14 protein-coding genes are annotated in these 24200 nt (G+C 53.4%); 5 read left to right on the top strand and 9 right to left on the bottom strand.

Features of this window, described 5'->3' with window-relative positions; all coding sequences use genetic code 11:
* Window positions 1-167: 167 nt before the first annotated feature.
* The 3 genes from eutC to eat all read right to left on the bottom strand — a co-directional run bounded on the left by eutC (window position 168) and on the right by eat (window position 3785).
* Window positions 168-947 (bottom strand): ethanolamine ammonia-lyase subunit EutC, encoded by a 780-nt coding sequence (eutC, locus tag H9I52_RS05905; RefSeq protein WP_187453062.1) that lies wholly within the window; start codon window positions 945-947, stop codon window positions 168-170.
* Window positions 948-1009: 62 nt separating this feature from the next.
* A complete protein-coding gene (locus H9I52_RS05900; protein WP_187453061.1) occupies window positions 1010-2398 on the bottom strand; it encodes an ethanolamine ammonia-lyase subunit EutB in 1389 nt (462 codons plus the stop codon).
* Between the two features lie 19 nt (window positions 2399-2417).
* A complete protein-coding gene (gene eat, locus H9I52_RS05895; RefSeq protein ID WP_262385948.1) occupies window positions 2418-3785 on the bottom strand; it encodes an ethanolamine permease in 1368 nt (455 codons plus the stop codon).
* A 279-nt stretch (window positions 3786-4064) separates the two neighbouring features.
* Here eat and fbaA point away from each other — a divergent pair, with 279 nt between their 5' ends.
* The 3 genes from fbaA to H9I52_RS05880 all read left to right on the top strand — a co-directional run bounded on the left by fbaA (window position 4065) and on the right by H9I52_RS05880 (window position 12109).
* Window positions 4065-5147, top strand: a complete 1083-nt coding sequence (fbaA, locus tag H9I52_RS05890; protein WP_139513474.1) for a class II fructose-bisphosphate aldolase — start codon at window positions 4065-4067, stop codon at window positions 5145-5147.
* Between the two features lie 830 nt (window positions 5148-5977).
* Window positions 5978-7318, top strand: a complete 1341-nt coding sequence (locus H9I52_RS05885) for a DNA/RNA non-specific endonuclease (protein ID WP_262385947.1) — start codon at window positions 5978-5980, stop codon at window positions 7316-7318.
* Window positions 7319-7360: 42 nt separating this feature from the next.
* Window positions 7361-12109 carry a PKD domain-containing protein gene (locus H9I52_RS05880; RefSeq protein WP_187453060.1) on the top strand — a complete coding sequence of 1583 codons (4749 nt, stop codon included), beginning with the start codon at window positions 7361-7363 and terminating at the stop codon, window positions 12107-12109.
* A gap of 129 nt (window positions 12110-12238) precedes the next feature.
* Here the strand turns inward: H9I52_RS05880 and H9I52_RS05875 are convergent, their stop codons facing one another.
* Window positions 12239-12823, bottom strand: coding sequence for an HD domain-containing protein (locus H9I52_RS05875; protein ID WP_187453059.1), 585 nt, complete (start codon window positions 12821-12823; stop codon window positions 12239-12241).
* 119 nt (window positions 12824-12942) lie between these two features.
* Here H9I52_RS05875 and H9I52_RS05870 point away from each other — a divergent pair, with 119 nt between their 5' ends.
* The gene (locus H9I52_RS05870) at window positions 12943-15684 is read left to right on the top strand and encodes a cyclic nucleotide-binding domain-containing protein (RefSeq protein WP_187453058.1); all 2742 of its coding nucleotides are present in this window, start codon (window positions 12943-12945) and stop codon (window positions 15682-15684) included.
* A gap of 84 nt (window positions 15685-15768) precedes the next feature.
* On the opposite strand, the gene H9I52_RS05865 is transcribed toward H9I52_RS05870, so the two are convergent.
* From H9I52_RS05865 to aspA, 5 genes are all read right to left on the bottom strand, one after another.
* A complete protein-coding gene (locus H9I52_RS05865) occupies window positions 15769-16815 on the bottom strand; it encodes an adenylate/guanylate cyclase domain-containing protein (RefSeq protein ID WP_139513479.1) in 1047 nt (348 codons plus the stop codon).
* On the bottom strand, window positions 16805-17203 hold the full coding sequence (locus H9I52_RS05860; protein WP_139513480.1) for a response regulator: 399 nt from the start codon (window positions 17201-17203) through the stop codon (window positions 16805-16807). The genes H9I52_RS05865 and H9I52_RS05860 overlap by 11 nt, the downstream gene beginning before the upstream one ends.
* A 44-nt stretch (window positions 17204-17247) precedes the next feature.
* On the bottom strand, window positions 17248-18606 hold the full coding sequence (locus H9I52_RS05855; RefSeq protein ID WP_262385946.1) for a sensor histidine kinase: 1359 nt from the start codon (window positions 18604-18606) through the stop codon (window positions 17248-17250).
* Between the two features lie 284 nt (window positions 18607-18890).
* Window positions 18891-19082 carry a hypothetical protein gene (locus tag H9I52_RS05850; protein WP_187453057.1) on the bottom strand — a complete coding sequence of 64 codons (192 nt, stop codon included), beginning with the start codon at window positions 19080-19082 and terminating at the stop codon, window positions 18891-18893.
* Between the two features lie 284 nt (window positions 19083-19366).
* Entirely contained in the window at window positions 19367-20773 is a 1407-nt protein-coding gene (aspA, locus tag H9I52_RS05845) for an aspartate ammonia-lyase (protein ID WP_187453056.1), read from the bottom strand.
* A gap of 543 nt (window positions 20774-21316) precedes the next feature.
* Here aspA and H9I52_RS05840 point away from each other — a divergent pair.
* Window positions 21317-23818: a PA14 domain-containing protein gene (locus tag H9I52_RS05840; RefSeq protein WP_187453055.1), complete on the top strand. Its 2502-nt coding sequence runs from the start codon at window positions 21317-21319 to the stop codon at window positions 23816-23818.
* Window positions 23819-24200: the final 382 nt, after the last annotated feature.

Here is a 24200-nt window from a genome sequence, read left to right as displayed (position 1 = left end):
GGCCCCCGCCCCGGCGTCCCTGCCCCGCTTCGGGGTTCAGGCGATGCGGAGCGGGGGCCGCCCCGCGTTTACCCCTTCTCACAAGCCGTGTAAAGTAATATGGTATTTACTCATATATAATAAGCAGATATATAGTTAGTACTATTGAGAGGTCTATAAAGATTCTTCTATTCCTTGTTTAAGGAATTTGAATTATCCTTTAGCTGTATTCCAGAAATCTTTCTGCGTAAGGATGCATTTAGCATATAAAATATCTTATCTGCTGCCTCTTCATACTGTAGGCCCTCAGGTCGAATATTAGAAATGCAATTCCGAGCTTTGTCTGTAAGGCCAATTCTAGGTGAGTAAGTAAAATAGGCGCTTAGGCTCTGTGGGGAACTCAACCCCGGCCTTTCACCAATCAAAATGAGAGCAATCTTAGTTCTGAAGATCTCTCCTATCTCATCGCTAATTGCGACGCGCGCCTGTTCGGCAAGAATGAGAGGGCTAACTCGAATTCCAGCTTGCTGAAGTTGGGGTAACAGAAATCGGATTATAGCTATAGCATGCTTGTTTATAGCCGTCGCTGATAATCCATCTGCCATTATGATTACTATATCCGTTTCGTCGTCAGCGCATTCCTGCAAATATTTGTGAGAAGATTCGTGCAGCTGACGACCTAAGTCGGGCCGCCTTAGGTACTCTTGGCGGTTCGAAGCTTTGCTTCGAACCTGATAAATTGGTAGCTGAAAAGTTTGTAATTCCTTCAGAAGCTTTTCTAAGTTCAATTCTGAGTATACTGCATCCCGTGCTTGAGCATGAGCAAATTTGAGAGCTAACGCTTCTTGTAGTGGCACACTCGTTCCTACACGACCTAATGCTATACGAGCATCAGTGAATCTTTTTAACGACACCCAAGGGTCAGATGCATTTAAATGATCAGGTCTTTGAAAGGGCAAGTTCTCCATTACCTAAATATTTTATACAATTATTTGACAATCAGCAATATATAAGAACACCACGTAGGAGATTATAATAGAACTTTTGGCATGTTCGCGAAGAGTTTGTGTCCAGGCTGTGCCGGTAACAAACGGCCTTTTTCATTGAAGATACCTTGTTGCATAAGCCACTCTTCAAATTCGGGGGTTGGACGTAAACCTAGAACATCTCGCACATACAATGCATCGTGGAAGGAAGTAGATTGGTAGTTCAACATGATATCGTCGGCGCCAGGCACACCCATGATAAAGTTGCAACCAGCTACTCCTAGAAGAGTCAGGAGATTGTCCATATCATCTTGATCGGCTTCGGCGTGGTTGGTGTAGCAGATGTCTACGCCCATCGGCAGGCCTAGCAATTTGCCACAAAAGTGGTCTTCGAGGGCGGCCCGGATAATTTGCTTACCATCATACAGGTATTCGGGGCCAATAAAACCCACAACTGAATTAACTAACAGGGGTTTAAACCTACGTGCTACCGCATAAGCCCGGGCTTCGCAAGTTTGCTGATCAACGCCTTGATGAGCATTTGCAGAAAGAGCACTCCCCTGCCCTGTTTCAAAATACATTACATTTTGGCCCAAGTTGCCGCGTTTCAGCTCTAAAGCGGCGTGCCATGCCTCTTCTAGCAGCGCCAAATTTATGCCGAAGCTGGTATTCGTAGCTTCCGTACCACCGATCGATTGGAAAGTTAAGTCTATGGGTGCGTTTCGCCTGATTAGTTCCAAGGTAGTTGTGACGTGGCAGAGCACACACGATTGGGTAGGAATTTCATAACGCTGGCGCATCGAATCCAGCAACTTTAGTAAATCATTGGTTATCTGAATGTTATCGGTGGCAGGATTGATACCGATTACAGCATCGCCACTGCCATACAGTAAACCATCCACCACACTGGCCAAAATGCCACGCGTATCGTCGGTAGGATGATTGGGTTGGAGACGTGTGGCAATGTGGCCTTTTAGCCCTAATGTGTTGCGAAAGCGCGTTACTACTTCGCATTTGCGAGCAACGGAAATCAATTCTTGATTTCGCATTAGCTTGGATACGGCAGCTACCATTTCCGGGGTCAGCGCGTCCGCAATTTCCTGCAGCGCTATCGTATCGGTTTCAGGCATCAATAACCAATCGCGAAGCTGGCCAACTGTAAAATGCTGGATGCGAGCAAAAGACGCAGCGTCATGCGTATCAATGATCAGGCGGGTAACTTCGTCTTTTTCGTAAGGAACGACAGTTTCCTGAAGGAAATCCGAGAGCAATACGTCTGCTAACGTAATTTGGGCAGCTACCCTTTCTTCGTAAGTGGCAGCGGCCACCTCGGCCAACACATCGCCCGAACGAAGCGGCGAAGCTTTGGCCAGCAGCGTTCTAAGATCGGAAAATTGGTAAACCCGGCTTCGAATGGTGTGTTGGTAGCGCATAGGTCATACAGTCTTTGAGTCAGACGCCTTCGGCTTTTGCCAGCAAGGCTTCTTGAGTCAGAGGCCGCTGCCGGCCTAGCAGCAAAAAAATACCTCCGGTCAGAGCTAAGCCAACAAAGAATAACGCACTGATTATCAGGTTGTAATAAATAATAGCGCCCAAGCTTACAATCGTCAGTAATAACGCTACAGCAGGGAAAATTGGATAGAAGGGCGCCACAAAAGGCCTTTCCAGCTGCGGCTCCGTCCGGCGCAATGCGAATAAGCTGAGCAAACTCATCCCATACATAACTACTGCCCCCAGTACCGAAAGCACAATCACTTGGTTGGTAGTGCCTGTCAGTAAGGCGCCGGCGCCAACTAGCCCACCGACTACCAGAGCCCAATGCGGCGTCTGAAATCGGGCGTTTACCTGACTCAGGAAACTGGGCAAATATCCGCTTCGAGCCAGCGCAAATACTTGCCGCGAATAGCCAATGATGGTGCCGTGAAAAGAAGCCACTAAGCCAAACAGGCCGATGCTGGCAAATACCCGCGTCCAAGGGCTCTGGCGGCCCAAGACTATTCCTAACGCTTCGGGCAATGGATAATCGATGGCGCTCAGCCGTTGCCAGTTGGTGATGCCGCCTGTGAGTATCATGACGCCCAAGGCCAGCGCAATGAGCGTAAGCAGTCCGTAGATATACCCTTTGGGAATGGTACGTTTGGGATCCTCTACCTCCTCGGCGACCATAGCGACTCCTTCGATTGCCAGATAAAACCAGATGGCAAATGGCAAAGCGGCAAAAATCCCCGTGAGCCCAAAAGGCATAGGCCGAGTCAGGAGATTCGTCATGTTAAAATGCGGAGCTACAAGCCCCATATACAGCAGTAGCTCAGCGACGGCAAGTATCGTAACAACCAATGAGAACATAGCGGACTCCTTGATTCCCAAAAGGTTGATACTAATAAAGACCACGTAGCACACCAAAGCCGTATGCAAAACCGGAATATTTGGGTACAGAAAATGCCCGTAGCTACCCAGCGCAAAGGCAATGGCCGGCGGTGCAAACAGAAACTCAACGAGGGTAGCGTACCCAGCTATTAATCCCGCTAGCGGCCCAAAGGCTCGATACGAATAGGCAAACGGCCCACCCGCATGCGGTATCGCAGTTGTCAGCTCGGTAAAGCTGAAAATGAATGTGATATACAACACTGTGATTATCAACGTGGCCACTAGCATGCCGATGGGGCCTGCTACGGCCCAACCGTAATTCCAGCCAAAATATTCGCCTGAAATGACCAGTCCCACTGCTATGGCCCAGAGATGCAGCGGCCTTAATACTTTCTTCAAACCAAGAGAGGCAGGTGCCGTAATCATCGCTGACAGGTTTGGGTTGATCTGCATAATGTATTGAATAAAAGCCAAATAGCAGCATTCAGGACTACTTCGGTCTTCATTTGCGGGGATTATTTCCAATGCAAAACGGTTGCAGGATCAGTGAACCAGACTTTTCACTATCTTCTTACTAGGTAAACTTCCGAGGTTTTACCACGCAAATCTGCTTCCGCCGATCCAGCAAGGTTTCTTCATTCTGGGTGCAGGATTGGCAACTAACCCAGGCCTTTCGTAGGTTTGGGCTCCCACCCTCATCTAACCTTTTTTCTAGCTTTTCATTTTCCTGTCATGGCTGAACAAACCCTTACCGGACTGCGCGCCGGCGTACTACACGGCGACGAGGTACAGAACCTTTTCAAATTCGCCAAGGCGAATGCCTTTGCCCTGCCCGCCGTCAACGTGACGGGTACCAACTCGGTGAACGCGGTGCTGGAAACGGCCCACGAAGTCAATTCGCCTGTTATCATACAGTTTTCCAACGGTGGCGCGCAGTTTTTTGCCGGCAAATCGCTGCCTAACGGCGATCAGCGTGCCAGTATTGCGGGGGCCATTTCGGGTGCTCAGCACGTGCACACGATGGCTTCGGTGTACGATGTACCGGTGATTCTGCACACCGACCACGCCGCCAAGAAGCTGCTGCCCTGGATCGACGGGTTGCTTGAGGCGGGCGAAAAGCATTTTGCGCAGTATGGCCAGCCGCTGTACAGCTCGCACATGCTCGACCTGTCGGAAGAGCCGATTGAAGAGAACATCGAAATCTGCAAGCGCTACCTCGAGCGCATGAGCAAAATCGGTATGACGCTGGAGATTGAGCTTGGCGTGACCGGCGGTGAAGAAGATGGCGTGGACAACTCCGATGTCGATAGCTCGAAGCTCTATACCCAACCTTCCGAAGTAGCGTTTGCTTACAAAGAGCTGAGTTCGGTAAGCCCCCGCTTTACGGTAGCGGCTGCCTTTGGTAATGTGCACGGCGTGTACAAGCCCGGCAACGTAAAGTTGCAACCCGTCATCCTGAAAAACTCGCAACAGTACGTGCAGGAGCACTTCCAAACGGGTTCACAGCCTGTTGACTTTGTATTCCACGGCGGTTCGGGCTCTAGCCAGGAAGAAATTCGCGAGGCTATTTCTTATGGTGCCATCAAAATGAACATCGACACCGATTTGCAGTGGGCACTTTGGGAAGGCATCAAAAACTATTACGTAAAGAACGAAGCCTACTTGCAAGGCCAGATCGGTAACCCCAGTGGTGCCGATTCGCCGAATAAGAAATACTACGATCCACGTGTGTGGCTCCGTGAAGGCGAGAAAACCTTCGCAGCGCGCCTCAAGCAAGCGTTTGAAGATCTGAACGCGGTCAACCGCAGACCATAACTATCTTATAATCAAATATTTACAAAGGCCGCTTCTTCATTGAAGTGGCCTTTGTCATTTTGACGCAATTCGAGTTTGTGAGATAAGCTCCTATGTACTCAGCCTGATTGAAGTTGTCAAATCCGCTGTGTATAGCCTCAAAGGAGAATATGGCTTAACACGGAAAATGCGATTGTACATATTCAGGACCAAACCCTGAGTTCAGACTTATCGCATAATATAAGTTATAAAATTATGTGATTTTTTGACCAGTTTTACTACGATAAATGTGTGTACATACCATCACTAATAATTAAACTTTTTGAAGCTGTTAGTCACAAACCTGCGCATCATTAATTACTGATTTTGCTACTCGGTGAATTCTTTTATTTAGCGCATTTAATCCAGGTTAAACTAGAATCCAACGCAGTCTAGACATATATAAGCCCTCTGAACGATTCTTATACAAGCAACAACTTACAGGTCCGCCTCATTATGCAATACACTCACAATCAAATAATTATAATTTACACACACAACATTTGATAAAATAATTCTAAGAACAGACTGGACACAACTAGGAAGCATACATATATTCTAAAATTGCACTTATCTAATATATTTATGTCTTAGGCCAAAGATAAACCAATGGATTGTTTAAACTATTCGAATACAAATTGACTTTTTCAAATAAGCATTCTATTACAAAAACAATGAACTATAAACTTAACATTGTGTTAAAGTCAGCACGAAAATCCTGCGCTAGCTTTGCGCCGAATTCTGGCATGCCGGATTTTAACAGTTTGGAATAAACGATTTACTCTGTTTTTCATCTTCACTCTTTGGCTTAAATGAAAAAACCCTTACTCGGGTACGGCAGATATCTTCTGCTGCTGCTTCTGCCCTGCTTTGCCTTTCATCCAACGAGTGTAGATCGCCGCGAGGTTTCGACTGCACTTTTTGCTGCAAACACGCAAGAGACCTTCGATACAGGTACCAAGACGGATTATGCCACCGGAACCGTTGCCCTCACGACTGGCAACTGGATTCTGACGGACGGCGTGCTGGGCGCCACCGATGCCGATCGGAAAAACGGTGCTCAGGCCGTACGCTTACAAGGCGCTGGCAAGCTCACGATGGACTTTTACCTGCCGACGGGGGCTTCTACGATTACCATACAGCACGCCATTTACGGCTCCGACGGCAGCAGCAGTTGGGAATTGTGGGCGCAGGCGCAGTCGTGCAACTGCAACAAGTGGACAAAGCTGGGCAACACCGTTTCGACCACTAGCAACACCCTGCAAACGGCAGCCTTCACGGCCAATATTTCGGGCAACGTCAAGTTTGAAATCCGGAAGACATCTGGGGGCAGCGCCCGCCTGAATCTCGATGATTTTGCCGTGACGGAGTTTGGCACCGCGGCCCCTTCCGTTGACAACAATAACATTGCGCTGGGCAACCCCAGCGGCGCCGTTACGGACGTCAGCTATTTTGATAACTACTTGCTGGTCAAGCCACAGTATGTAATGTCGTATAACCGCGACCAAGGCAAGCCCAACTGGGTAAGCTGGCACCTCGATATTGCAGACCGCGACACTGCCAATCGGCAGAACGATTTCCGCAACGACCCTTCGTTACCCGATGGCTGGTACCAAGTACAATCGACCAGCTACAGCGGCAGCGGCTTCGACCGGGGCCACAATTGCCCGTCGGCCGACCGGACTTCTACGCTAGAAAACAACTCGGCGACCTTCTTCATGACCAACATGATGCCGCAGGCGCCTAACAACAACCAGAAAACCTGGGCCGACCTGGAAAATTACACCCGCACGTTCCTGCCCGGCAACGAGGTGTACGTGATTTGCGGTAGCTACGGCGTGGGCGGCGTGGGCAGCAACAACGCTACAGTGGTCAATACCCTCGACCAAGGCCGCGTGACGGTACCGGCCCGCTGCTGGAAGGTGATTGTGGTGTTGCCGGTTGGCGACAACGATGCTTCGCGGGTGAACGCCAATACCCGCATCATCGCCATCGACACGCCGAACGTCAACTCCATCGACACGAACTGGGGCACGTACCGCACCAGCGTCGATGCCATCGAGAAAGCAACCGGTTACGACTTGCTCTCGAACCTGCCCGTTGACGTGCAGACGGTCATCGAGTCGAAAGTCGATAACGGCCCGACCATCTAAGCGCAACTTCCCAGATTTTCTTACAAAGACATAACCGTCTGTATGACAAGTTTTTATAAAAACGCTTGGAAGCTTGGGCAATTGCCAGCTTTGCTTGCTTTTCTGTTTTTCTTCGGTGCGCACCAGAGTTGGGGTCAGACACCGCATCAGCTGGCCACCGGAACATACACAGAGAATTTTGGTGATGTTGCCAATTGGACCGACAACTTTGCCTTAGGCTTAGGTGCCAATCGCTTTGGGTTCGCCCCCCAGCAGACCAGCCCTGCTTTGCCTAATCAGACCAAAGTTTTTGCTACCGGTACTGGGGGGGGCGTACAAAAAGGCACTGGCGCAATCGTACTTCTGGCAACCGGTGCCTCTCCTGATGGCGGCAACGCAGCTGCTTTCGATCTTTATTTAGATTTTACAGGCGTCACCGCCGGAACCATTAGCCTAGATTGGGCCGAAGTCAACAACTCATCCGGCGATCGGCGATCTACTTTCAAGCTCCAAACAAACACCGGCGACGGCGGAGCCTTTGTTGACCTAGGTGGCTCAAGTGTAGTGGTTACCAATAACGTAGCTGCTTCAGGCAACTTAACTTCCATTGCCCTACCTGCAGGCTTCTCTAATAATGCCACTGCCAAAATCCGCTTTTTTCTCGTGACCTCGGCCGGCGGTACTACTGGCAGCCGCCCCAAAATCAGCCTAGACAACGTAGTCGTTACTGCTGGTTCAACGGGTACTCCAGTGCCAACCATCACTACCACAGCCTCGGCTTACAACAGCCCGTTCTGCGTTACTTCTGCTTCGGGAAGTACTTCATTCAACGTTGCTTATACCAGCAGCGGTACTTTCACGGGCACTTTCAAAGTGCAGCTGTCGAATGCTTCGGGGGCGTTTCCAAGCAATGCCACCGACAACATTATAGGCAGCGGCGGCACCTCCCCTATTGCGGCTATCATTCCGGCCGGTACGCCCAGCGGAACCGGCTACCGGATTCGGGTAGTAAACGATATCCCAGCTACGTACGGCTCCAACAACGGCACCAACCTTACTGTTTCTCAGAGCGTTACCACCAACCCGGTTACAGTAACACCTCCCGACGCTCAAACTATCTCGCTTACAGGAACAGGCACTAACCTCACGGCCAAGGCGGCTTCGGGCTCAACCTTTACCTGGCAATACAGCACCAGTGCTTCAGGGCCTTTCACAACGGCTATCGGCGGTGCTACTAGCGCAATCTACCAGCCCAAAGGCTCCGATTTTGGCGCAGCCGGCACCTATTATGTAGTTGCAAAATCCAGTTTATCAAGCACTTGCGGATCAGCTACTGGTGAAAGTTCGCCCGTAACCATCACCATACCTGCGGCTACGAAGCCGGAGATAATCACTTCCGTGTCGACGTTACCTGCTTTCAGCGCTGTAGTGGCAGGCGCGGCGACCAGCCCGCAAAGCTTCACGGTGAGCGGCACAGGCTTGTCTTCTCCCATATCCATCACGCCTCCGGCCGGATTTGAGATTCGTACGGGCACGCAGCCTTTTGCTTGCTGTGTTATTCAATTGCAACCGACCGACGGCACAGTAAATACTACTACCATCGACGTCCGCTTTGCCCCAACGGCGGCCCAGGCGTATCAGGCGACCATCCCGGTGAACAGCAGCGGCGCGGCCGATCAATCGGTTGCCGTGAGCGGCACCAGCACGGCTCCGGTATATCCGGCAACCGTGAGCACGGCGGAGCTTACCAACATTACGCCCACCAGCGCCTCAACCGGCGGCAACATACCCGACGACGGGGGCAGCGGCATTACGGCGCGCGGTGTGGTGTGGGGCAAAACGCCTAACCCAGTCCTGAGCACGCTCAAGACCAGCGACGGCACGGGTTCGGGCGCCTTCACCAGCGCCATCACCGGCCTGACGCCCGGCACTACCTACTACGTGCGGGCCTATGCCACCACAACCAGCGCGGGCACTGCCTACGGGCAGGAGTTTACGCTGGTCACGGCAACGGTGCCGCTTGCTGCCGAGCCTACCAAGAACTCTGCCCTAACCGCTTCCAACGTCACCAGCACTTCGCTGCTGCTGAACCTAACGGGTGGCGACGGCACGAAGCATTTGATTCTGGCCCGCCTGGGCAGCGCCGTAGATGCTGCCCCCGTGGACGCTACGACGTATACTCCCAACACTGCTTTCGGCCAAGGCACCCAAGTAGGTGTTGGCAACTATGTGGTGTATGGTGGCACTGCCGATACGGTAACAGTTCGCAACCTGCGCCCTAACACGACCTACACGTTTGCCGTTTTTGACTACAACGACAACAATACACCCTTCGCCGAAAACTACCAGACCTCGTCTCCCGGAACGTTGGCCCAGGCAACACTGGCGGTGCCGGCAACTATGCTGCTCGAAGAAAACTTTGCTTATAACTCGGGCGATTTTCTGACCAACAACGGCTGGGCGGCTCACAGCGGCGGCACTACTAACGCCATCGCCGTAACTGCACCAAGTCTTGCCTATGCAGGCTACGGTGCCGGCAGCATTGGCAATACAGCCTCCATTACAACGACGGGCCAAGACGTTAACCGTCAGTTTGCTGCCGTGTACGCCCGCACGCCGGTGTACGCCTCCTTCTTGGTGAAAGTATCGAGCGCTGGTACGGGTGACTATTTCTTCCACCTGGGACCGACGATCCTGAGCTCTAACTTCAAGAACCGGGTCTACGTCAAGAAAGGACCTACCACGGGCAAAGTGCAGTTTGGTATCAGCGGCAACGGCACCAACATCCTTTACACCACCGAAGAATATAACCTGAACGAGACTTACCTCCTGGTTGTAAAGTATTCGTTTGATGAGACGGGCACCACGAGTCGCCTGTACATCAACCCCGCGGTGAACGCCGAACCGACAACTGCCGCAGTGGAAGCACTGGAAACCACGGGTACGCCTTCCGACATTGGCACGGTAGCATTGCGTCAGGGCGGTGGCAATACCTTGGCTCCCAACCTGTTGCTCGACGGCATCCGGGTGGGCACTACCTACCGGGTCGTGCGTACGGGCCTGACCTGCCTTGCGCCAACGCCTTCGTTTACAGCCACTACGGTTTGCGCCGGTACGGCTACGGCCTTCAAGGATGCCTCGACAACTGTTGAGTCGAATGCTACCTATGCTTGGGACATCGACAACGATGGCAAAGTAGATTACACCACCAAAGGCAACATCAGCCACACCTACGCGGCGGCGGGCACTTATACTGCTACCCTGACCATTACCCAGGGCGCTTGCTCCGATACCTACACCCAACAAGTAACTGTGCGGGCCTTGCCAACGGCTACGTTGACCGGCGACGCTACGGTATGTGTGGGCACGTCTACCAAGCTGACGGTCCACCTGACCGGTGTTGCTCCCTGGACGGTTGGCTACTCGATTAACGGTGCGGCTGCCCCGGCGGCCCTAACCGTAACGGCTGCTGACGTTGATGCTGAAGGAAATTACTCCCTAACCGTAACCCCCAAAGAGACAACCACTTATGCATTGACTTCCTTAACGGATGGCAACTGCACTGGCGCTGCTCTGACAGGCTCTGCCACGGTAACCATTACCACCCCTCCTTCTCTAACCGCACCAACCATCCCGACGGCCAACACCGAAATGGGTAAGTGCGGCGCTTCAGTTGCTTTCGCTGCTACGGCCACGGGTTCTCCTGCTCCCAAGTTCGTATACAGCATTGTGAAAGATGGCGTGACCACGACCATCACCTCTCCGTACTTCTTCCCGGTAGGCGCTACCACGGTCACGGTTACAGCTACTAACAGCTGCGGCACCGACTCGGGAACTTTCACCGTGACGGTACAGGACAAAGAGGCTCCTACGGTCCTGACTCAGAACCTGACCGTGACCCTGAGCAAAGGCACCTTCTCAATCACGGCGGCTGATGTCAACAAGGGCAGCTCCGATGCTTGCGGAATCGCTTCGATCACGCTGAGCAAGAGCACCTTTACCTGCGATAATATCGGCCTCAACAAAGTAACCCTGACCGTCACCGACATTCACGGCAACGTAGCCAGCCAGACGGCGGATGTCACTGTAAAAGGCATAATCCCGACGCCTGTCATCACGCCAAAGCCTTCTTCTGACGTGTACACCGGCGGCGTTGCGACCAATCTTTACATTGGCTACGGTCCGCAGAGCGTAACGCTGACGGCCTCCGGCGGCGTGAGCTACAGCTGGAGCGGTCCGGCTGGACTCAGCAAAACCGACATTGCCAACCCGATCTTTACGGCTACGAAGCCGGGCACTTTCCTCTATACCGTCACGGTTACCAGCGAAACGGGCTGCACCGCTACCAAGCCGGTAACGATTAAAGTAGTTGATGTGCGCTGCGGCAAAAAGAACGACGAAGTGGTTCTGTGCCACAAAGGATCAACCATTTGTGTCAAGGTTAGCGAAGTGCCCGATCACTTGGTTGGTCATAAAGAACAGCTCGGCGACTGCTCGGCTAGCACCCTAACTGCCACAGCGGCCGCCAGCGTCGTGACCACCGAAGCTACCGCCAACGTGTTCGAGGCGTATCCCAACCCCTTCACCGACCGGGCCGTGCTGCACTTCCGCTCGGCAGAAACCGGCAAGGCGCAATTGCTGATCTACAACGCAGTAGGCAAGCTGGTAGCGACGCTCTACAACGGCGTAGCCGAAAGCGGTCACGACTACGAGTTCACCGTGGATGGCGCCACGCTGGCCGAGGGGATCTACACCTGCCGCCTGACCACCAACGGCAAAGTGGAAACCAAGCGCTTGGTTCTGGTTAAGTAAGCCACTGCTGACCAGCAGGTAACCTATTCTTAGGTTACCACCCAAAAAAAGCAACTATCTGATAATCAGATGGTTGCTTTTTTTGTTTTATAATCAGCTGATCCTCACAGTTCGCAAGGCAATTGACTGTTATTTCAGACGGGCTTGCGCTTCGGCGAGGCGGGCTTGTTTGGAGGCCTCGCGGCGAGCCGTTGCCGAAGCCGTCCAGTATTGGTGCCCTTGCAGAAAATCGACCTGGCCTTCGTTCCATTTTTGCTCATCCGGAGCCATCCCGCGGGCTTGCAGCTCCACGTACAGCGTCTGGCTGATGGGCCAGAAATCGGGACGACCCAAGTAATCGAGGTCGGCGTCGCAGAGGATTTGGGCCAGGTGGAGGTCGCCGGGGTTCTGCGGCATTTTCGTGGCCATGATCAAACGACAAATCAACTCGATTTGATCCGCCGAATACCCCATACCCGGCAAGGTGCGCTTCACCAGCTCACAACCGGCTTCTTCGTGCCCGATGTAGGTGGTCATAAAACCGCTGTCGTGATAAAGGGCCGCGGTGCGCAGCAACATCAGCGCCTCGGCGTCGGTAACGCCCTCGGCCTCGGCCAACGACTGGGCCTGCGCAAGGACATCGAGGGTATGATGCAGGCCGTGGTAGTAGAGCGTAGGCGAGAGATGCTGGCGCAACTCATTGAGCACATACGTTTCGGCGCGTCGGCAGTCCATGATGGTAGGCAGCAGGAAGTATCAATGCCGTAATAACAGGAAAAATCCGAAACTGTGCACATCAGGGCACTATCTTGCGGTTATACTTGAGGCTGCGAGGCATCACCTTTCCTTCTGGCATGATACTACTCGAACGTTGGCACCAACTGCTCGGCATTCGCCCCGGCGAAGGGCGCACGGTTGGGCTGTTTTTTCTGCACAACTTCCTGCTGGGCATCGGCACTGTGTTGGTCTATGTGGCGGCCAACGTGATTTTGCTTGAAAATCAGCCGGAGCGCAACCTGCCCCTGGCCTACGGTGTGGCCGCCCTGGCGATGATTGCGGCCGGCAAAATTTACGCGCACTACGAACACCATCTTCCGCTCCAGCACCTTGCCGTGCGGGTACTCTTGGCAGTAGTAGCCCTTACCGGCGTGCTGGGCGTGCTGATTGTGATGGGGCACTCGGTGGCGGCCGCGGTAGCGATTATGGCGGGCTATCGCGTTATCTACCTGCTCACCAACCTGGAGTTTTGGGGGGTTTCGGCGATGGTCTTCGACGTGCGACAAGGCAAACGCCTGTTCAGTGTCATCAGCTCCGGCGATATGCCCGCCAAAGCGCTGGGCGCCGTGCTAGCCATCCTGATTCATCACCACACCGACTTGTTGTGGCTGCTGCTCACGGCTTTCGGAGCGTACCTGGCCGCGCTGTTCACGTTGCAGATAACACGTCGCTCCCACCTCGTGGAAGCCCGCCCGACCGCGCGGGCCGCCCGCCAGCAGTCGGTGGCGCCGATGTTGCAACGCTGGTTTGGCGACAGCCGCCTGGTGCTCTCCATCAGTCTGAGCATGCTGGCCATTGCAGCCGTCACGACGGGCGTCGAGTATTCCTTCTTCGTCAACGTCAAGCATAAATTTCACGACCAGACGTCCGTGATGAAATACGTAGGCAACGTACTGGTTATCACATATTTGTCAGCCACGTTGTTTAAACTTCTGGTTTCCCGCGTGGCCCTCGACCAAGTGGGGGTGCGTTGGATGCTGATTGCGCTTCCGGCTACGGTATTGGCGGGTTTGCTGCTGTTTGGGGGCTTGCGTGTTGGCAATGCGGGCGAAGGCATGTTATTGCTGTATTTCTGCGGCCTTTACCTGATGATGGAAGTATTGCGACGCGCCATCTTCGACCCGGTTTTTCTGGTTCTCTTTCAGCCTCTGTCGCCCCCCGAGCGCTTGCAGGCCCACACGCTGGCCAAGGGCCTATACGAACCGCTGGGCATGGGCTTGGCCGGTGTGCTGCTCTTTGCACTACACCAAGTACCTGTGCTCAACGAATGGGCTCCCTTCGCCTGGATGAGCTTGTTTATGATCGGCGCGCTGTACTTTTTGCACCGCTCCTACGGCCATTACCTCGATGAGCTTCAGCACGCACTCAGCCGGCGCTTTGCCGACGCTACAGAAACAGCCACGGTGCAAAGCTGGACCGGGCCGGTAACTCGTGCGGTTAATGGCTCAGCCCAGCACACAGCCGGTGTTTCGTCGAATACTGAAGAGATCAGTCAGCTTCTCAACTCCCTAAGTGACAAGGCCCAGCGCCAAGCCGCTACGGAAAGGCTCGTCGAGTTGGGTGCCGCCGCCCTGCCGCAGCTTACGGCCGTGCTTGCCACCGGTACCGACGAGGCACTGGTGCGTCGGGCAGCGCAGATATGCGGGCGCATTCGCCTGGAAGTCAGCCGAGTAGCGCTACTGCAACTGGCGCAACAGCCCAATTTACTTCGGCGGGAAGTAGCCCTGCGGGCTTTGCGCAATTTTGCCCCCAACCTCGCCGATTCGGTTGTCTATCAGGCGCTTATTCAGGAGGAGTTGCACCTGGCTCATCATCTGTTGCGCGGCCAGGCAAGCACCTCCGATGCGACCCTATCTCACAGCCTCGACTACGAGCTTACGAAAGTTCAGCAGCGCATTTTTGCGGTGTTGGTTCAGCTTTATCCGCCCCAGATCATCTCCGATGCCCAACGCGGCGTGGCGCACGCCGCCCGCGAACGGCAAGCCAATGCGCTGGAAATTCTGGACAATCTGATCCCCCGGCACGTCTACCAGGGCTTGCAGGCATTGCTCGACCCCGACACGCCGGCGCACAAGGTCCGTCTGTTCGAGCGTTTGCTCAGCGACCGTCCCAGCCCGCCGGTTCCGATTCTGGAAAGCATTGTAAAGCGGGGCGAAACGGCCTTTTCCGACTGGACCGTCAGTGTCGCGTTGAGCCGGTGGCACCCGTCGGCGGCTTGCGCACTTGCGTTGGTTCCGCACCTGCACAGCACAAGCCCGGTTGTTCGGGAAAGTGCTTTCAAGGCCCTGCAGGAGTTATCCGGAACACAACCCAGCGCCTATCAACAGCTATTTGATAATCAATTAATTACTCAAGAACAGGTTATGAACCATGCAGCAACTACTTCCCGTATTTCGGCAGCCGAACGCGTGGCCGTTCTGAAAAGCACAGCGTTGTTTGCCGAAACACCCGAAAACGTGCTGAGCAGTATTGTCCCGATCATGAAGGAAGTAACTTTCCAAGCGGGGCAGCAGATTTTTGCGAAGGGCGATTTGGGTACCTCCCTTTTCATTCTGCACGACGGCCAAGTCGACATCTTTACGGGCACTCAACGGCTAGCGACGTTCCACAAAGGCGACTTCTTTGGGGAGTTGGCCCTGCTCGACGCCGAGCCTCGTTCCGCGTCGGCCGTGGCCAAGAGCAACGTCATGGCCTTTCGCCTCGATCAGGAAGATTTTTACGACGTGATGGAAGAGCGCGGCGAAGTACTGCGCAACATCCTGCGGGTGCTCTGCCAGCGCCTGCGCCGGCAAAACGACAAAATGCAGCTCCCACAGTAAACAAAACGGACAGCGGTAGTAAAGGCACTGGATCGCCTCATTACCGCTGCCCGCAAATTAAGTAATTTCTTATCTACTTCATTATCAGGCCAATACCTCGTAGATCATCACAGGATTTACCTTGTTTTTCAGAACTACTTCCCTGAGGGGCACACACTGAAACGCTTCTTTGACCTTCTTGTAGGTGGCTTCGGTGATGATGATCTGGCCGGGCTGGGCTACCGATTGCAGCCGCTGGCTCACGTTGACGGTATCGCCGATGACGGTGTAGTCGAGGCGCTTGATTGAGGCCGAACCAATGTTGCCGGACACCATTTCGCCGGTGTTGATGCCGATGGATACCTGCGGCTGGTACGTCGAGCCGTCGGGCAGTATGTTGTGGTTGGCTTGCAGCACGTTACGTACAGCCAAAGCCGCGTCGATGGCACGGTCGAGGTGAAACTCTTCGCGAAACACGGCCATCACGGCGTCGCCCATAAACTTATCGATGCGGCCGCCCTGCGCCATGACCTCCGTTACCATCTGATCGAAATAGGTATTGAGCATCTGTACTACCTCGGTTGGCGACAGGGTTTCCGAGAGCGACGTGAAGCCGCAGATGTCGATAAAAACGACGGTGGCCTGCACCGTTTCGCTGGCCATGAGCGTCTTCTCAAAATCGGGGCGCCCCATAAAGTTGAGCACCGTTTCGTCCACATACATCTTCAGGATGTTGTTTTCCTGAATGGCGCGCAACGTCTCGCGGAGCTGCCGGACCTGCTGCACGGTTTTTTCCATGGTCAGTTCCAAGTCGTTGAAATCCACGGGCTTGCAGATGAAGTCGAAAGCGCCCCGGTTCATGGCCGTGCGGATATTTTCCATGTCGCCGTACGCCGATACCATCACGGTTTTGATAATCGGATTGATTTCGGGCAGCTTGCTGAGCAGCGTCAGGCCATCCATCACAGGCATGTTGATGTCGCTCAGGACGATGTCCATATCGGGATGATCGCGTAGGCAGTCCAGGGCTTCTTGGCCGTTGCTGGCAAACACGAACTCGTATATATTCTCCCGAATTTTGCGCCGAAACTTCTGTTTAATGAGCAGCTCTAAATCTGCCTCATCATCGACTACCAAGATTTTAGTTTTCATGGTTCGCTATCAGGATGAGTTTTTCTTTTAGCGCCCCGAAGTCCACGGGCTTAGTCAGGAAGTCGTTGGCTCCCAGCTGCATGGCTTGTTCGTAGCTTTCGTTGTCGCCGTAAGCCGTGATCATCATGACCAAAGGCGCTTGCGGCGGCGGAACGGGTGGGTATTCTTTCTTGATCTGCTTGAGCAATTCTAGGCCGCTCATGCCGGGCATGTTGATATCGGATAAGATCAGGACGACTTCCGAAGCGTGTTCGTGCAGGTACGAGAGCGCCTCCTCGCCGGAGTATGCAAAGGAGAAGGAAAACAGACCGTAACGAATTTCCCGCCGGAAACGCTGCTCAAACAGGACGCGCACGTCCTTTTCATCGTCTACTACCAGTATTTTCATCGATTACAAAGCTAGCTAGTATAATCAGAAGGTTAAGTTGTGTTTTAGGCAGGCAGCGTGATAATAAACTCGGTACCCTCGCCTTCTTGGGTTTTGACCGTGAGGGTGCCGCCGTGGCCTTTGGTGATGATGTCGTAGCTGAGCGAGAGGCCCAGGCCCGTGCCTTCACCCGTGGGTTTAGTCGTAAAAAAGGGCTGAAAGATCTTGGCCCGCACCGCTTCCGGAATGCCCAGCCCGTTGTCGCAGACCCGAATCTCTACTTCCGTCGCCGTGTTGCGATGCGTACTGACCGTAACCGTCGGGGTGTAGCCGGCGTCGGGGCACGCCTCTTTGCGTTTTTGCACGGCGTAAAAAGCGTTGGTAAACAGGTTCAGTAACACGCGCCCAAGGTCCTGCGAAACCACCTCGATCGGCCCGACGGCAGGGTCGAAATCGGTGGCGAGCGTGGCGTTGAAGGTCTTGTCCTTGGCGCGCAGACCGTGGTAAGCCAGCCGCAGGTATTCGTCGGCGAGGTTATTTATTTCCGTGGGCTGGCGCTCACCGGTGCTGGCGCGGCTGTGTTCGAGCATGCCCCGTACAATGCTGGCCGCCCGCTGACCGTGGTGCGTGATTTTCTGGAGGTTCTGCTTCAGGTCGTCCAGCAACTCAGCCTCCAGGCCGGGGTCGCGTTCCGGCCGTTGCTGCTCCTCCTCCAGCTCACTGACCAGCTCCGCCGATACATCGGAAAAATTGGTTACGAAGTTGAGCGGATTCTGAATTTCGTGCGCAATGCCAGCCGTCAGCTCGCCTAATGAGGCCATTTTCTCGGCTTGTACCAGCTGGGCCTGCATCGCGCGGAGTTCGGTCAGGGCATCGCGCAATTCTTCGGCTTGCTGGGTGAGCGTAGCGGTTCGTTCGGCCACGAGGCGCTCGAGCTCAGCATTCTGGGCTTCGATGAGCTGCTTGGCTTTTTCTTCTTCTTCGCGCTGCAAACGCTCTTTTTCGAGGTGTTTCTTCTGGTTTCGCGCGATCAGGATGAACGTGATGAGCCAGATGACGGCAAACCCGCGCGAATTATCGAAAAAGCCGTCGTAGCGCTTCAGCAGGTCCCAGTCCGTTACGGCCAGCAGCAGCTCGATGGCCGAGTACAGTACGTAAGGCGCAATGGCCAGCAACAGCGTGCGGGCGGGCCGATAGTCGCGCACCTGCACCAGCACCGCTACGACCACCCCAAATACAAAGAGAAAATAGGTTTCGTCTAACTGACTGGTCTTCAGCTTAAAAGCCCACGCAATCAGAAACAGAACAATGGCCGGAATCCAGATGCTGTTGAGAAATTTGTCCCAGCCGGGTAAGCGCTTTGGCAGATCCAGAAAGCGGCGCAACGACCTCACAATCAGCAAGGCAATGGGGATCGCAAACAATATCGCGCCGTTTACACTCATAATTGAAGTCAAGTCGAGGGCCGTGTATTAGTTTACAATCAATTAATAATCAAGCATTTGCAAAATACAGCTTTCGAGTTGCACGTCGGTACCCAGCCGCTTTGCTCAAAGCTAGCGGGAGTGCCCCGACTATTTCAACTTGGCCGTCGAATTATTCTTATTGGAAGCTATACAGAAGGAATCGGGCCGTTTCGCGGGAGCAGTATCGCCGCGGCGCTGCATCCTGAAAATTACAGCATAAAGCAGAATTACACCAGTTGCCCTTACGGATTATCACGGGCGACTTTTTTAGCCGCGTTGGCCCAGCTTTTGGGAACGGGCACCGTAAAAACCACCACGGGGTTGCCCGTCCGCGGTAGGTGCTCGGCGTTTTTTTGCTTTTCCTTTTTCTTCGAAAACAACAGGCCGGCATAATCGCCAATGACGCCAACTGCCGAGGGCAAAGTCAGGCTCACCTGCAGTTTATACTGTGCGTCGGACGAAGTCGGCGCTGCGGCCGGAGAACGGCCCTGCGCCCGGCCGCTTCTTGCAGCTGCTAACAACACAATAAGCACTATAAGTAACCTAACAGGGGCCATAGATGGGATAATAGCGCCATAAAGATGGGCAAAATGCCTTTCCTCTGACACCCGCCATCAACTTTCCATGCCGCGGAATAGCCAGCCTTCTTTGCAACTACTTGTCCTCCTGCAAGATAGACATACTCCAAGTCTTGCAGGAGGATGGGTTGTAGCGGTCGCTATTGAATAAAGTGCGGGCGAATCAGGTTTTCGAAAGTAAAAATCTCGTCCCATTTGGCCTGCGTAAGCAAGCGGCGCTCGATTACTGTGATGTCGTACACCGATTTGCCGGTGCGCAGCGCCTCCTTGGCGATGTCGGCCGTGGTCTCGTAGCCCAGCACCGGGTTGAGCTGCGTCACGATGCCGATGCTGTTGCGCACCAACTGCTCGGTGTGTTGGGCGTTGGCCGTAATGCCGATGACACATTTTTCGCGCAGCGTGTGGCAGGCATTGGTCATATAAGAAATGGCAGTAAACAGGGCAAAGGAGATCACCGGCTCCATAACGTTGAGCTGCAACTGACCGGCTTCGGCGGCCATCGTTACGGTAAGGTCGGCGCCGATCACGTAAAAGGCCGTCTGGTTGACGACTTCGGGCACTACCGGATTGACTTTGCCCGGCATAATGCTGGAACCAGGTTGCAGCGGCGGCAAATTGATTTCGGCCAGCCCGCAGCGCGGACCCGAGGAAAGCAGCCGTAGGTCGTTGCAGATTTTGGATAGCTTCACTGCCGTGCGCTTCAGCACCCCCGACAGCTGCACATACGCCCCCGTGTCGTAGGTAGCCTCAATCAGGTCGCCGGCCAGCACCAGATCCAGGCCGGTCAGCTCGCGCAGGTGCTGGGTTACTAGCTCGGCGTAGCCTGCCGGAGCGTTTACGCGCGTCCCGATAGCCGTAGCCCCCATATTTATCTCGCTGATTAACTGGCGACTATCCTGAATACGCAGCAGTTCTTCGCGCAGGTTAGTTGCAAAGGCTTTGAACTCGTCGCCCATGCTCATGGGCACCGCGTCCTGGAGCTGCGTGCGGCCCATTTTCAGCACATTCTGAAACTCTTCCCCTTTCTGGGCAAAAGCATCCGCCAACTGCTCCAGGGCTTGCCGATACCCTACCAGCTTGTTATTCAAAGCGATACGAAAAGCCGTCGGATAGGCATCGTTGGTCGATTGCGAGCAGTTGACGTGGTTGTTGGGGTGGCAGAATTCGTATTCGCCTTTTTGCTTGCCCATGAGCTCCAGGGCTACGTTGGCGATTACCTCGTTGGCATTCATATTCACCGACGTACCTGCCCCACCCTGAATCATATCGGTTAGGAACTGAGTGTTCAGCTCACCTGTCAGCACCCGGTCACACGCTTGCGTGATGGCCTCGGCAATGGAAGCATCGAGCACGCCTAGGTCGCGGTTGGCCAACGCCGCGGCTTTCTTCACATACGCCAGCGCCTGCACAAACAGCGGCTCGGCATGCAAGGGAATACCCGTAATCATGAAGTTTTCGAGAGCCCGCAGGGTCTGGATGCCATAATAAGCTTGGGCTGGAAGCGCGCGTTCGCCCAAAAAGTCGTGTTCTAACCGGGTGGTTTGCATAGGAAACGGATCAGTTGGTTGATCGGATTCTACGAAAATTTTCGGTTCAGGACGGAAATAAAAATAGCGGCCTCTTTTGGAGGTTCTTAGCTCGACAGTAAAAACAAATACGGCAGACCGCCTCAGTAAAAAAGGCAATTTTTCCTTGTTTATATGTAGTTACATAGAACCACTACTGTAGCTACACACAACTATTTTGTAATAGCACTTCGCTGGGGCAGGATGGACAAAATTTAGGCGAAACTTCGGTCAATCAAATGACTGTCGAGGTTCTACAGGAGGCGATATGGCTTGTAAAACAGCACTTAAAATGGCGCGACAAAAAATTGAATAAAATGAACAATTTCTAGGTGTCTATATAGCTCGACAATGTGTAAATTTTGGTGCAACGTGCATGACTACAAAAGGTTACATCTAATTTTGTATCAGAAACTGCTCTAATTCTTTCACTACCGCTTCACCTCAAATTCTTTCTCACTTCACCTTTTGCGTATGTTCAGAAAGCAACTTACTAACTCAACCAATCGTCGGACAGCACCGTATATGGCGGTCCTTTTGTGGGTATTGCTCGTTGCCGGCGTAACCCCCTCCTCATTCGCCCAGCCCAGTGGCACTTCGTTCAGCGGACCGCTCGTTATCACCAAAGGTGGTACTTATAGTGGTAACTGGGAAAGCCAAGATTCAAACACACCTGCAGTAAGCATCAATACGTCTGAACCGGTAATTATCGAGAATTCGATTATCCGCAGCCGTACCATCCTAATCCGGGCCCACCAGTTCGGCAACGACGTAACCGTACGCAACACCAGCGGCTACGCTCTCACGCCCAACGGCGACAACATTCGTCAAGGCCGCTTCTTAGACGCCGGCAACTTCAAAAACATCCGGGTAGAGCACTGCTACATGGAGCAGACTTCCGGCATCTACCTGGCCGATTACCAGGGCGATCACTCGCCTAATCAGACGGTTAAGATTCTCTACAACCAAGCCAAAAACATCGACGGCAGCTACCGCAATGGTGGCCAGGAACGCGTCCAGTTCGCTCAATTTGTGAGCGTAAAAGGTATTCGCGGTGTTGAGATTGGTTGGAACCAGGTAATCAACGATCCTTTTAACAGCCGCGTCGAGGAAAATATCAACATGTACCACTCCAGCGGTACGTCGGATAGCCCGATGCAATTCCACAACAATTTTATTCAGGGTGCTTATCCCAGCAATCCTGCTTCTAACACCGACTATGGTGGGGGCGGTATCATGATGGGTGACGGCGCTACCCCCGACCTTGGCGAGTCTTCCGGATTCATCAAAGCGTTCAACAACCAGATTCTCAGCACGGCCAACCAAGGCATTTGCGTGGCCGCCGGTCACGACATGGAGATCTTCAACAACCGCATCATTGCATCGGGTTACATGCCGAACGGCGAATACGTTGCTGCACAAGGTGTTGGTATCTACATTCTGAACGGCTCGCGAATGAGCACCTTCTTCAACAACCGGGCCCATGACAACATCATTGGCTACGTAAACAGAAGAACCAACGGTGCCAAAATGCGCAACGATCAGTACCTGCCTGATGCGGCAGAGCCCAGCCGGTACGATCTGAACACAGAACTGCCAAATCCCATTACCCGGGACACCGAAGCCAACGAATTTGCGTTGTGGCAGAAGAAACTGAAGGACAACAACATAGCGGTTGGTCCGACCAACGGAACGGGTACTCAAACTTCGGCTCCAGCTCCAACGTTGGCTAACCTGCGCCCGGCTGACAACCCGAGTAACGTAGTCAACGGCTTGGCCTACAGCTACCACGAAGGCACTTGGAGCGGCCTGCCCGACTTCAACGGTCAAGCCATTGTGAAGCAAGGCACCGTGTCAACGTTCGATCTGAGCCCGCGCAACCGCAACGACAACTTCGGCTTCCGTTACACGGGCTACATCGAGGTACCCACCGACGGCGAGTACACCTTCTATACCTCCTCCGACGACGGCAGCCAGCTCTTCATCGGTGACCAACTCGTAGTCGACAACAACGGCGTGCACGCCAACCAGGAGCGCGGCGCCGCCATCGGTCTGAAAGCCGGCAAGCACGCCCTGACCGTGACCTTCTTCGAACGCGACGGCGGCGAAACCCTGGTTGTGAAATACCAAGGCCCGGGTGTTGACAAGCAAGTGGTGCCTGCTTCGGCATTGTTCCGCAGCGCAACGGCAACTCAGACTCCTAACACGATTTCTACGCCGTCGTCTTCCACGAACCTCGTGGTAAACCCTGGCTTCGAGTCCAACAACGCTGCCGTGCAAAGCCCCAACAACTGGCAAACCTGGGGTGGCCGTACAGGCACCAACTCCGATGCCGATTACACGGAAACGGTAGGCGGCACACATTCGGGTACATATCATGGGTCGCAGTACAAGACCAGTGCTTACGAGGTGTACACCTATCAGACTATCAGCAACTTGCCTAATGGCACCTACACCTTGCGTGCCTGGACCAAAAGCAGCGGCGGACAGTTTGCTCGGATGCTAGCGAAAAACTACGGTGGCAATGAGCTGCAGGCTACGCCTCCGGTAACCACCGCAAACGGCATCAACGGTTCTTGGTCCCAGATCGAGATCAGAGACATCCAGGTTACCAACGGCAGGTGCGAAATTGGTTTCTACTCTTATGCCAATGCCGGCCAGTGGTTCTTCTTCGACGATGTAGAATTTGTTAGCCAAGGCTCTTCGCTTGTTTCAGCTTCTGCCAGCGCTGCCTTCTCTACACTCGCTGATGCTAAGGCTAGCACCGCTACTCCTACCGGCGTCCAGCTTTATCCGAACCCAGCGCAGGATCATGTTAACATCAGCAGCTCCTTCGCCCAAGCGGGCCAAGCTACTGTAACGATCTCGAATACGCAGGGCAAGCAAGTGGCGCAGTTCAGCCAGAGCGTACAGGCTGGTACAAACCAGTTTTCCGTTCCGACCCAATCGCTGAGCGCAGGCGTATATGTTCTGCAAGTTCAGAGCGGCAAGCAAGTAAGCTCGCAGCGACTGACGATCACACACTAGATTATCTCTTTACAGAAGAAAAAAGCCCTGTCTCATCGGCAGGGCTTTTTTGCGTTTATACACCTACTGAAACGTCAACTTGGGCAAGGCTTACGAAAGCAATTCGGTTGAAGAGATGCCAGCAGTTTGGGCATAAAAAAAGGGCGACCACCAGCCGCCCCCTTTTCCACAACCAAAACACCTAAAAAACTATTCTTTCATTTCTGTCTCTAACAACTATTGGGCCAAAAGATTGAAACATGTTCTTTACCCAAAGTTATTTTTTATGAATATTCCAATATATATTTTATTAATGTCATTTATGCTTCTTTATTTAAGTCATTAAATATATTTGTCAAATTGCTTTTAATCAATTAGAAGCAATTGTTTACTCTGTGCAATT

The sequence above is a fragment of the Hymenobacter sp. BT491 genome (assembly GCF_014349165.1).
GTDB lineage: Bacteria > Bacteroidota > Bacteroidia > Cytophagales > Hymenobacteraceae > Hymenobacter > Hymenobacter jejuensis.
Note: the sequence above shows the minus strand (reverse complement) of the source record. Positions and strands in the feature narration are given on the sequence as shown.

What these genes read in the sequence shown, in the direction of transcription:
- H9I52_RS05865 (WP_139513479.1), bottom strand. Translation starts at nt 16,815, where the DNA reads ATGAAAACTAAAATCTTGGTAGTCGATGATGAGGCAGATTTAGAGCTG.
- H9I52_RS05875 (WP_187453059.1), bottom strand. Translation starts at nt 12,823, where the DNA reads ATGGACTGCCGACGCGCCGAAACGTATGTGCTCAATGAGTTGCGCCAG.
- fbaA (WP_139513474.1), top strand. Translation starts at nt 4,065, where the DNA reads ATGGCTGAACAAACCCTTACCGGACTGCGCGCCGGCGTACTACACGGC.
- aspA (WP_187453056.1), bottom strand. Translation starts at nt 20,773, where the DNA reads ATGCAAACCACCCGGTTAGAACACGACTTTTTGGGCGAACGCGCGCTT.
- H9I52_RS05840 (WP_187453055.1), top strand. Translation starts at nt 21,317, where the DNA reads ATGGCGGTCCTTTTGTGGGTATTGCTCGTTGCCGGCGTAACCCCCTCC.
- H9I52_RS05870 (WP_187453058.1), top strand. Translation starts at nt 12,943, where the DNA reads ATGATACTACTCGAACGTTGGCACCAACTGCTCGGCATTCGCCCCGGC.
- H9I52_RS05885 (WP_262385947.1), top strand. Translation starts at nt 5,978, where the DNA reads ATGAAAAAACCCTTACTCGGGTACGGCAGATATCTTCTGCTGCTGCTT.
- H9I52_RS05860 (WP_139513480.1), bottom strand. Translation starts at nt 17,203, where the DNA reads ATGAAAATACTGGTAGTAGACGATGAAAAGGACGTGCGCGTCCTGTTT.
- eat (WP_262385948.1), bottom strand. Translation starts at nt 3,785, where the DNA reads ATGCAGATCAACCCAAACCTGTCAGCGATGATTACGGCACCTGCCTCT.
- H9I52_RS05900 (WP_187453061.1), bottom strand. Translation starts at nt 2,398, where the DNA reads ATGCGCTACCAACACACCATTCGAAGCCGGGTTTACCAATTTTCCGAT.
- eutC (WP_187453062.1), bottom strand. Translation starts at nt 947, where the DNA reads ATGGAGAACTTGCCCTTTCAAAGACCTGATCATTTAAATGCATCTGAC.
- H9I52_RS05880 (WP_187453060.1), top strand. Translation starts at nt 7,361, where the DNA reads ATGACAAGTTTTTATAAAAACGCTTGGAAGCTTGGGCAATTGCCAGCT.